The organism is Massilia sp. LXY-6, assembly GCF_051233485.1.
Taxonomy (GTDB): domain Bacteria; phylum Pseudomonadota; class Gammaproteobacteria; order Burkholderiales; family Burkholderiaceae_D; genus Telluria.
Map to the genome: position 1 here is coordinate 45,250 of NZ_JBKFGF010000002.1, position 13,992 is coordinate 59,241.

At 67.6% G+C, this 13,992-nt stretch carries 7 protein-coding genes; 4 read left to right on the plus strand and 3 right to left on the minus strand.

The features are described from left to right. Positions 1-33: 33 nt before the first annotated feature. Positions 34-801, minus strand: coding sequence for a 2-hydroxycyclohexanecarboxyl-CoA dehydrogenase (gene badH / locus ACI48D_RS01225; protein WP_435569386.1), 768 nt, complete (start codon positions 799-801; stop codon positions 34-36). A 194-nt stretch (positions 802-995) separates the two neighbouring features. Here badH and ACI48D_RS01230 point away from each other — a divergent pair, with 194 nt between their 5' ends. After that, positions 996-1,508, plus strand: coding sequence for a MarR family winged helix-turn-helix transcriptional regulator (locus ACI48D_RS01230; protein ID WP_435569387.1), 513 nt, complete (start codon positions 996-998; stop codon positions 1,506-1,508). Between the two features lie 129 nt (positions 1,509-1,637). Then, positions 1,638-1,895: a hypothetical protein gene (locus ACI48D_RS01235; protein ID WP_435569388.1), complete on the plus strand. Its 258-nt coding sequence runs from the start codon at positions 1,638-1,640 to the stop codon at positions 1,893-1,895. A gap of 35 nt (positions 1,896-1,930) precedes the next feature. Here the strand turns inward: ACI48D_RS01235 and ACI48D_RS01240 are convergent, their stop codons facing one another. Both ACI48D_RS01240 and ACI48D_RS01245 read right to left on the minus strand, forming a co-directional pair. Continuing rightward, on the minus strand, positions 1,931-2,665 hold the full coding sequence (locus ACI48D_RS01240) for an ABC transporter substrate-binding protein (protein ID WP_435569389.1): 735 nt from the start codon (positions 2,663-2,665) through the stop codon (positions 1,931-1,933). Between the two features lie 65 nt (positions 2,666-2,730). After that, complete coding sequence (locus ACI48D_RS01245; protein WP_435569390.1) at positions 2,731-3,930, minus strand: MFS transporter; 1,200 nt, start codon at positions 3,928-3,930, stop codon at positions 2,731-2,733. A 302-nt stretch (positions 3,931-4,232) separates the two neighbouring features. Between ACI48D_RS01245 and ACI48D_RS01250 the strand changes: the two genes are divergently transcribed. Both ACI48D_RS01250 and ACI48D_RS01255 read left to right on the plus strand, forming a co-directional pair. After that, on the plus strand, positions 4,233-12,311 hold the full coding sequence (locus ACI48D_RS01250; RefSeq protein WP_435569391.1) for a YDG domain-containing protein: 8,079 nt from the start codon (positions 4,233-4,235) through the stop codon (positions 12,309-12,311). Between the two features lie 25 nt (positions 12,312-12,336). Continuing rightward, the gene (locus tag ACI48D_RS01255) at positions 12,337-13,986 is read left to right on the plus strand and encodes a ShlB/FhaC/HecB family hemolysin secretion/activation protein (protein ID WP_435569392.1); all 1,650 of its coding nucleotides are present in this window, start codon (positions 12,337-12,339) and stop codon (positions 13,984-13,986) included. Positions 13,987-13,992 lie beyond the last annotated feature (6 nt).

The window sequence follows — 13,992 nt, forward strand, 5'->3', positions numbered from 1 at the left end:
TTGGCTAACGTTGGCGAAAGGTGATTGGCTGGCTCAGCCGTTCATGGTCAGGCCGCCGGATACGCTCAGCACTTGACCTGTGACAAAGGCAGCGTCGTCGCTGGCGAAAAAGACGATCGCGCCTGGAAGGTCGTCGGGCTGGCCGATGCGGCCCAGCGGAATGGCGCGGGTGAAGGCTTCCATCAGCTTGTCGGGGTTGCCGGCGCCTTCTTTGTAGTCGGCAAACAGCGCGGTGTCGGTCGGACCCGGGCACACGACGTTGACGGTGATCCCATGGCGCGCATGTTCGCGCGCGATGGTCTTGGAGAACGCCACCAGCCCGCCCTTGCAGGCGGCGTACACCGCTTCGCCCGACGAGCCGACCCGGGCCGCGTCCGATGCGATGTTGACGATGCGTCCCGTCTTACGCGCGGCCATGCCGGGCAGGACGGCGTGGTGCATGTGCAGCGCGCCGGTAAGATTGATGGCGATCAGCTTGTCCCATTCAGCCGGCGCGGTTTTGGTGAACGGTTTGAACACGTCCCATCCGGCGTTGTTGACCAGCACGTCGATCGGCCCGAGCTCGGCCTCCGCGGCGGCGATCGCGGCATCCACCGCGGCGCGGTCGGTAATGTCGCATTTGAAGGCGGCGGCCGCGCCGCCAGCCTCGATGATGCCGGCGGCCACACGCTGCGCAGCCTCCAGATTTATGTCAAACACTGCCACGCGTGCGCCTTCTCGTGCGCAGCGCCGGCACGTGGCGCTGCCAATACCGCCGCCGCCGCCGGTGACGATTACGGTTTTTCCATCGAGTCGTTGCATAGTTTTCTCCACCAAAGTTATCGGGGTTGGTATGCTTACGCACTACGCATTAGCCAAAGTGCATGTGCGTCAACATCTTTACGTATATTATTGCGATTGTCCGCATTACGCAAGCAGCTGTTCGAAAAATACGGTAAATATATTGACGTTTTTAGCTTGTCGCAATTTTTTCAGGATAGAACACTGGAGACACTATGAAGTACCCCTATGACCCAGCCCACATCACCCGCATGGAGTTGGCCAACCGCTTATTCTTCCGGTTGTACCAATGTGCAAATATGTTGCACAAAACCGGCACCCGGGCGGTCGAGGATCTCGGCCTGACCACGCAACAGTGGGCTGTGCTTGGCGCGCTGTCCCGCCCGGAAGCGTCTGGCGGGATGAGCGTGGGCGATTTGGCGCGCTACCTGCTGGTGAGCCGGCAGAATTTGTCGGGCTTGCTCAGCCGGATGGAGCGCGACGGCCATCTCAGCAGTGACCCGGACGGGCGTGACCGGCGGTCGCGGCTGATCACAGTGACAAAATCGGGCCAGGATGTCTGGAACAATCACGCGCTACCGAGAATCAATGATTATTACGAGCAAGTTCTCGCGGACTTTTCGATCGGCGATATCACGCACTCTCTGCATTACATGCTCCAATTGTTGGACAATATGAAACGCCTGGATGGCGAAGTTTCGGCCGTCGATCCGGAAGAGGGGGGGTAACAGCGCTCAGGCGAGCGAATACGCGCCATACCGAAAAAGGCCGGCTGTCGCGCTGGCCTTTTTCTTTTCGGCCACCCCTGCAAATAGCGGGCAGCATGCTAGGATTGCCTTTTCCACAAAGGAGCCGCCATGGGAACGCAAGGTGTCACCACCGCCGTGTATCGCGAGCACGACATCGCGATCCACCCGTCCGGCAAGCCTGAAGACGCCCTCACGGATGCCTTCATGATCCTGGAGCCGACCACCAATCCGATGTTCACGCGAACGCTGTACGAACATCCCCATGACCAGGTCAAGACCTACGGTACGGAAGACGAAGCCACGGAAGCGGCAATGAAGCTGGCGCACGCCTGGATCGATGCGCGGCTGGACAAGCCGGTCGAATAGGGCCGTTCCGCGGAGCAGCGGCGGCCGGGCCGGCGTCAGGCCGCGGCCGGCGCCACCGATGCGCCCTCGATGCGATGGCGCGCAAGCGCATCGGCCACGAAGCCGCTCGCCTTCATGCGCTCGACAAAACTGCCGAGGAAGGCGGCGGCTTCCTCGCCGCGGCTCTTCGGCGTGCCCATCGCCTGCTGGATGACCATGAAGTGCCCGTCGAGCAGGCGTAGACCGCCCAGGCGCCGTGCACCCGCCTCCAGCTGCTGCTTGACGCCGGCCGCGACTTCCGCGCTCAGCTGCAGGAAGGTGTCGACCACGGTGGGCGAGGTCGGCGAACGCAGGATCTGCGCCTGCTGCAGGGTGCGAGTCAGGAACAGGTCGTAGGCGCTGCCCTTGCCGACCACGACCCGGTTGACCGCCTGGTCGACTTCCTCGTTGGCGCGGATCGGGGAGTGTTCCTTCACCAGGTAGCAGCCCTCGATCAGCACATACGCCGCGCTGAATGCGATGTTCGCGCCGCGCACCGGATCGATGGCGAAGAAGCCGATGTCCGCCTGGTCCGAGGCGACCACGTCGACCGATTTGCCGGCCGCATCCACCACCACCAGTTCCAGTTCCACACCCAGCAGCCGCGCGACCTCGCCGGCGAGGTCGACCGACACGCCGCGCGCGCGGCCATCATCGCCCTGGTAGGCCAGAATCGGATTGCCGAGGTTGATGGAGGCGCGCAGCCTGCCGGTGGGCGTGAAAGTGGCGAGGAGGGAGGAGGTCGGCGTCATGGTGGGCGGATGAGTGAAGGCGGACGCTTCCAGTGTATCAAGAGTGCTCCGCTTGGCGCGGACGGCTACGCCGCTTCCTTCAGCCGCTTGCCGCGCGCCACGATCAGCACGGCGGCCAGCACGCTGAACGCCGCGCCCGCATAGAAGGTCGACGCGGCACCGCTGCGCTCCCACAGCACGCCGGCCACCGTGCTGGCGAACAGCATGGCGATGCCGGACACCAGGTTGAAGAAGCCGAACGCCGTTCCCTTCAGCTCCGGCGGTGCGGCCTGCGCCACCATCACGGCCAGCAGGCCCTGGGTCATCCCCATGTGCAGGCCCCACAGACCCACCCCGAGCAGCATCGCGGGCCAGGCATTGCTTTGGGCGAGCACGAGGTCGGCCAGCACCAGGAAGCCCAGGCCGATCACGAGCAGGCGCAGGTGGCTCATGGAATCGGCCAGCTTTCCGAACGGGTAGGCGGACAGCGTGTAGACGATATTCATCGCGACCATTACCAGCGGCACCAGGGCGGGCCGCAGGCCACCCTGCATGGCGCGCAGGACCAGGAAGGCTTCGCTGAAGCGCGCCAGCGTGAACACGGCGCCGATCGCGACCACCCACCAGTAGGCGGCGGACAGCTTGCGCAGGCTCTCCCGGCGGATCGGGTTGATGCCCTTGGATGCGGCGGCGTGCGGCGGTTCCTGCACACCCAGCGCCAGCAGCAGTACGGCGAGGGCGCCCGGGATCACGGCGATCCAGAAGATCCGCCGGTAGTCGCCAGCCCATGACAACATCAGTCCGACCGCGATCAGGGGACCGGTGAACGCGCCGATCGTGTCCAGCGACTGGCGCAGGCCGAACGCGGCGCCGCGGCTGCCGGGCGACGCGATATCGGCGACCAGCGCATCGCGCGGCGCGCCACGGATCCCCTTGCCGATGCGGTCGACGAAGCGCGCCGCCAGCACGACGTTCGCCGTCGCGGCGATGGCGAAGAAGGGCTTGCTGGCCGCGCCAAGGGCGTAGCCGGCCACGGCGAGCCATTTGCGGTTTCCCAGGTAATCGCTGAGGCTTCCCGAAAACACCTTGACGATCGGCGCCGCCGCTTCGGCGATGCCCTCGATCAGCCCGACCGTCGCCACGCTGGCCCCGAGGGTGGTGACCAGGAACATCGGCAGCAGGCTGTGGACGATCTCGGACGAGATATCCATCAGCATGCTGACGAAGCCGAGTACCCAGATCGGGCGGGGAATCCGGCGCAAGGTCGAGAATCGTCGTGCTGTCATGGAGATCGCGTTGGCACCAAGGGCAACCATTGTCGATGTTAAATGAGAATGCGTCGAGAGCGCGCTCGACTACCGTAGCCATGATCTATCCGCTGCAGACGGGCGGACCGGGTTGCCCGGCGTGACGGCATATGGCTGTGGTCGAAGCGGAGAAATTCATGTACTGAAATGTACTTAACGTCCTGTCATTTTTCGTTGCGGATATCAGACTAATCCTTGTTTTTTCCTTAAAGTATTTTTAATTCGCGTAGGAAATATCCTACACTGCCTACCCATTTGAAACGGATATGAGCAGGGTCGGCATGAATCACATTTACAGGATTGTCTGGAACGCATGCATGGGCATGTGGCAGGTTGTTTCGGAATGTGCGTCGGGAAGGACGAAAGCGTCCTCCACCCGTTCGCGCAAGCGCCGCCAGGCCGCCGTGCTGGCGCTGGCTGCGGCCGGCGGCGCGGCGCTCGCCGCCGATCCGCTGCCGACCGGCGGCCGTGTGGTGGCCGGCCAGGCCTCGATCCAGTATGCCGGCCAGGGCATGACGGTGAACCAGACCAGCGCCAAGGCGGCGCTCGACTGGACCGGCTTCTCGGTCGGACAAAGCCATACCGTCAACTTCGTGCAGCCGTCGAGCACCTCGGTGGCGCTGAACCGGGTGCTCGGCGCCGATCCGTCCCTGATCCAGGGCGCGCTCAAGGCCAACGGCCACGTATTCCTGATCAATCCGAACGGCGTCCTGTTCGCGCCGACAGCCCAGGTCAACGTCGGCGGCCTGCTGGCCTCGACCCTGTCGATGAGTAATGACGACTTCCTCGCCGGGCGCTACCATCTGGCGGGCAGCAGCGCCAAGGCGGTCGAGAACCAGGGCAGCATCAACGCGGCCGCCGGCGGCAACATCGCCCTGGTCGCGGCAAAGGTCTCCAACACCGGCCAGCTCGCCGCCGACAGCGGCAATGTGCTGCTGGGCGCCGGCAGCGAGGTGCTGGTCGACTTCGGCGGCGCGGTCAAGCTGCAGGTGCAAAAGGGCGCGCTCGACGCGCTGGTCGAGAACGGCGGTGCGATCCGCGCCGACGGCGGCACCGTACTGATGACGGCGAAATCCGCGAGCGAATTGAGCGGCTCGGTCATCAACAACAGCGGCATCGTCCAGGCGCGCACGCTGGCGAGCGGCGAGCAGGGCAAGATCCTGCTGCTCGGCGACATGCAGTCCGGCACCCTGCACGCCGGCGGCACGCTCGACGCCAGCGCGCCGAAGGGCGGCAACGGCGGCGCCATCGAGACCTCGGCCGCCCACGTCGACACCGCCGCGGGCCTGGTCGTCAACGCCGGCGCCGCGCATGGGACTGGCGGCGCATGGCTGATCGACCCGTACGACTACACGATCGATGCCGCCTCGGCATCGACCATCGTGAATTCCCTCAACCAGGGCACCAGCGTGACGGTGAGCACCCAGGTGAGCGAGCCGGCCAAGGGCGGCGCCACCGCCACCGGCAGCGGCGACATCACGGTCGCCAGCCGGATCGCGAAAACCGCCGGCGCCGATGCGACCCTGACCCTGCAGGCCGACCGCAACATCTTCGTCAACAGCGACATCACCTCCGCCAGCGGCAAGCTGAACCTGAACCTGTCCTCGGCCAATGCTCCCGGGGCCACCGTCGGCGGTGTCGTCGTCAGCGGCAACCTGAAGTCGAACGGCGGCAATATCGTGATCGGCGGCGGCAATGTGGTCGGCGGCATCGGCTTCGCGCTCAACACCGTCGACGGTGCCCCGGCCGTCACCGTCGACACGGGCAAGTCGATCCTGTCGAACGGCGGCAATATCACCATCAGCGGCCGCTCCACGCAAGCGTCGAAAGGCGGCAGCTACACCGGTGTCATGGGCGGCGTCTACGTCAAGTCGAGCGCGGTCATCCTGTCCAGTTCCGGCAACCTGCTGGTGAATGCCCGGAGCGATGGCAGCGACCACGTCTTCGCCATGTCGTTCGAGGGACTGTCGAACACCGTGACGACCGTTGGCAGCTCGCCTACCGGCGGTACGATGCTGATCAACGCGGTCAATGCCACGCCCGGCAGTACGGCCGGCAACCTGGAAGTGGGCGCGGTCGGCCTGGCCACCAACGGCAACAGCAACCGCATCCTGCTCCAGGGACCGTCGGTCGGCAACTGGCTCATCTACATCAACGGGGCACCGCGGCTGTCCGCGTACACGCAGTCTCCCCAGGTCCAGTGCTCGGCGCCGTATGCGAACTGCGGCACGATGGTGGTGCCGGGCTCGAACAACAGCTACCTGTACGCAACCTACCAGGCCGTGAGCGCGTCCACCCAGCCGATCTACATGATCCAGAGCGGCAGCGGCACCAAGGTCTACGACGGAAGCACGACGGCAACCGGCCTCGCCTACACCACCCTTGGTGCGCCCACCGGCTTTTCGGCCGCGAGCCTGGCCCCGGCGCCGATTTTCTACACCGCCGGCAAGAACGTCGGCGCCTATGACAGCCTGACCCCGAACGCGGCCAACGCGTCCAGCTATACGTCCGGCGGGACGACCTACGCGGTCGGCTATTTCAGCACTGGCAGCTACACGATCACGCCGAAGACGCTGACACCGAACGCCGCGAACAAGATCTACGACGGCAATACGACGGCGGCGGTGACCCTGTCCGGCCTGGTGGCCGGCGATGCCGTCACCGCCAGCGGCAGCGGCAACTTCGCCGGCAAGGACGTCGGCACCTATGCGGTCAGCATCGGCAACATCGCCCTGGGCGGCCTCGATGCGGGCAACTACACGCTGTCCGGGAATTCGGCCAGCGCCACCGCGAGCATCACCCCGCGCACCGTCACCCTCAGCGCCAGCAAGACCTATGACGGCAACACGAGCCTGGGCGGTGTCACGGTCGGCAACCTGGTGAGCGGCGAAAAGCTGAGCGTGAACGGCGCGACGGCCAACAGCGCGAACGTCGCCTCGGCCCTGTACATCGACGCGATCACACTCGCCGACGGTGCGAATGGCCTGGCCAGCAACTACCGCCTGCCTGGACTGGACGCGGCCAGCAGCGGCAATACGGCGTCGATCGTGCCGAAAGCCCTGAGCATCGGCGGGCTGGCGGTGGCCGACAAGGTCTACGACGGCACGCTGGCGGCGACCGTGAGCGGTGGCATCCTCAGCGGCCTGGTCGGCAACGAGAGTCTCGGGATCTCCGCGCTGGCGGGCGCCTTCGCCGACAAGAACGCCGGCACCGGCAAGGGTGTGACGCTGTCGGCCGTCAGCCTGCGCGACGGCACCGGCCTGGCCTCGAACTACACCTTCTCCCAGCCGACCGGCCTGACCGGCACCATCACGCCGAAGGCATTGAGCGTGTCCGGCATCACCGCCTCCGACAAGGTCTACGACGGCAGCACCTCGGCCAGCGTGTCGACCGCCAGCGCGATCTTCACGGGCCTCGTGCAAGGCGACGCCGTGAGCGTGAGCGCCAGCGGCAGCTTCGCCGACAAGAATGCCGGCAACGGCAAGACCGTGGCGCTCACCAGCAGCACCGGCGGCCTCGATGCGGGCAACTACAGCGTCACCGGCCAGACCAGCACCACGGCCAGCATCACGCCGAAGGCCTTGAGCATTAGCGGCCTGGGTGCCGCTTCGAAGACTTATGACGGGACCGCCTCGGCCACGCTGACCGGCGGCACGCTCGCCGGCCTGGTCGAGGGCGAGAGCCTGAACCTGGGCGGCTTGAGCGGCAGCTTCGCCGACAAGAACGCGGGCGTCAACAAGACCGTGACCGTCAGCGGCGGCGCGCTGTCCGACGGTACCGGCCTGGCGTCCAACTACAGCCTGAGCCTGCCGGCCAGTGTGACGGGCTCGATCGGGCAGAAGGGCTTGACCGTGTCGGGCATCACAGCCTCCGACAAGGTCTACGACGGCAGCACCTCGGCCAGCGTGTCGACCTCCAGCGCGAGCCTCGTGGGCCTCGTGCAAGGCGACGACGTGCGCGTGAGCGCCAGCGGCGCCTTCGCCGACAAGAACGCCGGCAGCGGCAAGACCGTGGCGCTGAACAGCAGCATCGGCGGTGCCGACGCGGCCAACTACAGCATCACCGGGCAGGCCAGCACCACTGCTTCCATCACGCCGAAGGCATTGAGCGTGTCCGGCATCACGGCTGCCGACAAGGTCTACGACGGCACTACCTCGGCTACCGTGTCGACCGCCGGCGCGACCTTCACGGGCCTCGTGCACGGCGACGCCGTGAGCGTGAGCGCCAGCGGCAGCTTCGCCGACAAGAACGCCGGCAGCGGCAAGACCGTGGCGCTCACCAGCAGCACCGGCGGCCTCGACGCGGCCAACTACAGCATCACCGGCCAGACCAGCACCACGGCCAGCATCACGCCGAAGGCCTTGAGCATTAGCGGCCTGGGCGCCGCTTCGAAGACTTATGACGGGACCGCCTCGGCCACGCTGACCGGCGGCACGCTCGCCGGCCTGGTCGAGGGCGAGAGCCTGAACCTGGGCGGCTTGAGCGGCAGCTTCGCCGACAAGAACGCGGGCGCCAACAAGACCGTGACCGTCAGCGGCGGCGCGCTGTCCGACGGTACCGGCCTGGCGTCCAACTACAGTCTGAGCCTGCCGGCCAGTGTGACGGGCTCGATCGGGCAGAAGGGCTTGACCGTGTCGGGCATTACAGCCTCCGACAAGGTCTACGACGGCAGCACCTCGGCCAGCGTGTCGACCGCCAGCGCGAGCCTCGTGGGCCTCGTGCAAGGCGACAAGGTGAACTTGAGTGCGACCGGTGCCTTCGCCGACAAGAACGCCGGCAGCGGCAAGACCGTGGCGCTCACCAGCAGCACCGGCGGCCTCGACGCGGCCAACTACAGCATCGCCGGCCAGACCAGCACCACGGCCAGCATCACGCCGAAGGCCTTGAGCATTAGCGGCCTGGGTGCCGCTTCGAAGACTTATGACGGGACCGCCTCGGCCACGCTGACCGGCGGCACGCTCGCCGGCCTGGTCGAGGGCGAGAGCCTGAACCTGGGCGGCTTGAGCGGCAGCTTCGCCGACAAGAACGCGGGCGCCAACAAGACCGTGACCGTCAGCGGCGGCGCGCTGGCCGACGGTACCGGCCTGGCGTCCAATTACAGCCTGACCCTGCCGGGCAGCGTGGTCGCTTCGATTTACCAGAAGAAGCTGAGCGTGGCCGGCATCACCGCGTCGGACAAGGTCTACGACGGCAGCACCTCGGCCAGCGTGTCGGCATCCGGCGCGAACCTGCAAGGCCTCGTGCAAGGCGACGACGTGCGCGTGGGCGCCACCGGCGCCTTCGCCGACAAGAACGCGGGCAGCGGCAAGACGGTGGCCCTGACCAGCAGCACCGGCGGCCTTGACGCGGCCAACTACAGCATCACCGCCCAGGCCAGCACCACCGCGTCCATCACGCCGAAGGCATTGAGCGTGTCCGGCATCACGGCCTCGGACAAGGTCTACGACGGCACTACCTCGGCCACTGTGTTGGCGTCCGGCGTGACCCTGCAAGGCCTGATCACGGGCGACGACGTGAGCGTCCGTGCGACCGGCGCCTTCGCCGACAAGAACGCCGGCAGCGGCAAGACCGTGGCGCTGAACAGCAGCATCGGCGGCCTTGATGCGGCCAACTACAGCATTACCGGGCAGGCCAGCACCACCGCTTCCATCACGCCGAAGACCCTGGCAGTGTCTGGCATCACGGCTGCCGACAAAGTCTATGACGGCTCCACCTCGGCCACCGTGTCGACCGCCGGCGCGACCCTCACCGGTCTCGTGCATGGCGACGACGTGAGCGTGAGCGCCACCGGCGCCTTCGCCGACCAGAACGCGGGCAGCGGCAAGACGGTGGCCCTGACCAGCAGCACCGGCGGCCTTGACGCGGCCAACTACGCCATCGTCGGCCAGACCAGCGCCACGGCCAGCATCACGCCGAAGGCTTTAAGCATCACCGGCATGAGCGTGTCAGACAAGATGTATGACGGCACGACGTCGGCGCCCCTGAGCGGCGGCAGCCTCAGCGGCCTGGTCGGCGGCGAAACCCTCGGCTTCTTCGGCGCGGTAGGGACTTTCGCCGACAAGAACGCCGGCAGCGGGAAGAACGTGACGGTCACCGGCATCGGGCTGAGCGACGGCACCGGCCTGGCCTCGAACTACAGCCTCTCCCAACCGACGGGCCTGAGCGGCGCCATCATGCCGAAGGCCTTGGGTGTGTCCGGCATCACGGCCTCCGACAAGGTCTACGACGGCACGACGGCAGCGACCGTGAACGCGGCCAAGGCCGTCCTCAATGGCCTGGTCGCGGGCGACGACGTGAGCGTGAGCGTCAGCGGCGCCTTCGCCGACCAGAACGCGGGCAAGGGCAAGACCGTGACGCTGAGCAGCCGCTTCGGCGGCCTCGATGCGGCCAACTATGCCATCACGGGCCAGGCCGGCACCAACGCCGGCATCACGCCGAAGGCCTTGAGCATTAGCGGCCTGGGCGCGGCATCGAAGACCTATGACGGCAGCACCGCGGCCACGCTGACGGGCGGTACGCTCGCCGGCCTGGTCGGCGACGAAACGCTGACCCTCGGCGGCTTGAGCGGTACCTTCGCCGACAAGAACGTGGGCACCGACAAGGCGGTGGCCGTCAGCGGCGGCACGCTGTCCAACGGCAGCGGCCTGGCCTCGAACTACAGCCTGACCCTGCCGGGGAGCGTGGTGGCGTCGATCGGCCAGAAAGCCTTGACTGTATCGGGCATCACCGCTGCGGACAGGGTCTACGACGGCAGCACCTCGGCCAGCGTGTCGGCGTCGGGCGCGAGCCTGCAAGGACTCGTGCAAGGCGACGACGTGCGCGTGAGCGCGACCGGCGCCTTCGCCGACCAGAACGCGGGCAAGGGCAAGACCGTGACGCTGAACAGCAGCTTCGGCGGCCTCGATGCGCCCAACTACGCCATCACGGGCCAGGCCAGCGCGACCGCTTCCATCACGCCGAAGGCCTTGAGCGTCACCGGCCTGGGCGCCGCTTCGAAGACCTATGACGGCAGCACCGCGGCCACGCTGACGGGCGGCACGCTGACCGGCCTGGTCGGCGACGAAACCCTGACCCTCGGCGGCTTGAGCGGCAGTTTCGCCGACAAGAACGCAGGCACCGGCAAGACCGTGACCGTCAGCGGCGGCGCGCTGTCCAACGGCAGCGGCCTGGCGTCCAACTACAGCCTGACCCTGCCGGCCAGTGTGATTGGCTCGATCGGCCAGAAGGCCCTGACCGTGTCGGGCATTGCCGCTGCGGACAAGGTCTACGACGGCAGCACCTCGGCCAGCGTGTCGGCATCGGGCGCGAGCCTGCAAGGCCTCGTGCAAGGCGATGACGTGCGCGTGAGCGCGACCGGCACCTTCGCCGACAAGAACGCCGGCAGCGGCAAGACCGTGGCCCTGCACAGCAGCGTCGGCGGTGCCGACGCGGCCAACTACAGCATCACCGGCCAGGCCAGCACCACCGCTTCCATCAAGCCGAAGGCCATGAGCGTGTCCGGCATCACGGCCCTTGACAAGATCTATGACGGCTCCACCACGGCGGCCGTATCGACCGCCGGCGCGAGCCTGCAAGGCCTCGTGCAAGGCGACGACGTGCGCGTCAGCGCCAGCGGCAGCTTCGCGGACAAGAATGCCGGCAGCGGCAAGACCGTGGCCCTGAGCAGCAGCTATGCCGGCCGCGATGCCGCCAACTATGCGATCGCGGGGCAGGGCAGCGCCACCGCCACCATCACGCCCAAGGCGCTGGCGGTGAGCGGCACGACGGTCGCCGACAAGACCGCCGACGGCACCACCGGCGCAACCCTGAGCGCGCCGGGTATCCTGGTCGGCGTCCTCGTCAGCGACAACGTCGGCCTGAACGGCAGCACCGCCAGCGCCCAGTTCGTCCAGGCGGCGCCCGGCACGGGCATCGCCGTGAACGTCAGCGGACTGGCGCTGTCCGGCACCGATGCCGGCAATTACGCCTTCCCGGGCATGGCGGCGGCCAGCGGCACGATTCGCCCGGCGTCAATCGTGACCCCGACGCCGGTGCCGACTCCGACTCCGGCGCCTGTCCCGGCGCCGGCACCGGCAGCGGCCACCTCGTCGGCCGTCGCCGCCGCCATCGCTCCTCCTCAGAACCAGGGCATCGTCTCGGTCCTGCAGGCGCCGGCGATGGGCGGCATGAGCTACCTGGCGGTCCCCGAGCAGGGTGCCGCCCCCGCCGCGGAGCCGACCACTGGCGTCAGCGCGACCGAGCGCCGCCAGTCGTCGACCCAGGCACCGGGCGCCGGCCGCGATGTGAAATTCCTCGATGTGCTGGTGGTCTCCGGCGGCATCCGGATGCCGGCCGCGGGCAAGGACGCTGGCGAGCAATAAGCCACCAACGAATATGAAGCGAAGCATGAAACGACATTTTTCCCTCCTGCCGATGGCCCTGTGCGTATCGGCCTGCCTGCCGGTCCTGGCCCAGCAGCTGCCCGACAGCGGCGCGCTGCTGCAGGAAAACGCGCGGGCGCTGCCCCGTCCCGCACCAAGCGGTGCCAATCCCGTCCAGGTCGCGCCGCCGGCGCAGATGCCGCAGAGCGGCGGTCCGCGCGTGGTGCTGCGCCACGTGACGATCACCGGCAACACGCGCATCCCGAGCGCGGTGCTGCTGGCTGCCCTCGGCCCGGTCGAGGGCCAGTCCTACGATTTCGGCGGCTTGAGCAGCCTGGCCGCGCGCCTGAGCGCCTACTACCAGCAGGCCGGCTATCCGTTCGCACGCGCTTACCTGCCGCAGCAGGACATGTCGAACGGCGAGCTGAAGGTGCAGATCCTGGAAGGCCGCTACGGCAAGGTGAGCGCGCACGGCGAGCCGGCTTTCGTCGGCGGCGCCGAGGGCTTCCTGTCGGCGCTGCCCAAAGGAGCGATCATCGAGAGCGCCGACCTCGAACGCGTGACCCTGCTGCTGAACGACCAGTCGGGCGACCGCACCGTGCCGCTGGTGCGGCCGGGCGAGGAAGTCGGCACCGGCGACCTGCTGGTCGAGGTGCAGCGCGACCACCGCTACAAGGGCGAGGCGGGGCTCGACAACTACGGCACCCATGCCACCGGCCGCATGCGCGCCCACCTGAGCGCGGATGCCGACAGCCCCTTCATGCTGGGCGATCAGATCTCGGTGCAGGCGCTGTACACCGAAGACCACATGTGGTTCGGCTCCTTCGCGTACGCGGCGCCGCTGGGCCACCGCGGGCTGCGCGGCAAGGCCAGCTACACCCATTCCTTCTACGAGCTGGCGGGCAGCTTCGCGGCCCTCGGCGCGCGCGGCACGGCGGACGTCGCCAGTCTCGGCCTGAGCTATCCGCTGGTGCGCTCGCAGCTGCGCAACCTGACGCTGTCGGCGAGCCTGGACCACAAGAAGCTGCACGACCGCCAGGGCGCAAGCGCCACCCGGAGCGACAAGTCGAGCACCGTCATCCCGGTCAACGTCGCCTTCGACATGCGCGACCAGTTCATCTACGCCGGCATCACCTACGGCGCGCTGTCCTTCGTGCGCGGCAGCCTGGCCCTGGACGGCGAGTCGCGCGCGCTGAACGATGCCAGCGCCCGCACCGCGGGCGGCTTCTCGAAGCTGAACTTCGACCTGGCCCGCATCCAGTCGCTGAACCAGCGCATCGACCTGTACGGCAGGATGTCGGTGCAGCGCGCCGGCGCCAACCTCGATCCGTCCGAGAAGCTGGGCCTGGGCGGCGTGAACGGCGTGCGCGCCTATCCGAACGGCGAAGGCTATGGCGACAACGGCTGGCTGGCCCAGCTCGAAGCGCGCTACGCGATGGGGCCGGTAGTGCCGTTCGCGTTCTACGACGCCGGCCGGGTCACGCTCAACAAATCGCCGTGGACGGAGGGCGTGAATTACCGCTCGCTGGCCGGCGCCGGCCTGGGCCTGCGCTATGCCGGCGAACACTGGAGCGCCAACCTGATGCTGGCCTGGCGCACCCGCGGCGGCGCGGCGCAGTCCGACGACGCGGCGCGCACGCCGTCGCTGCTGGCGGGGGCGTCCTACCGCTTCTGATCCAGG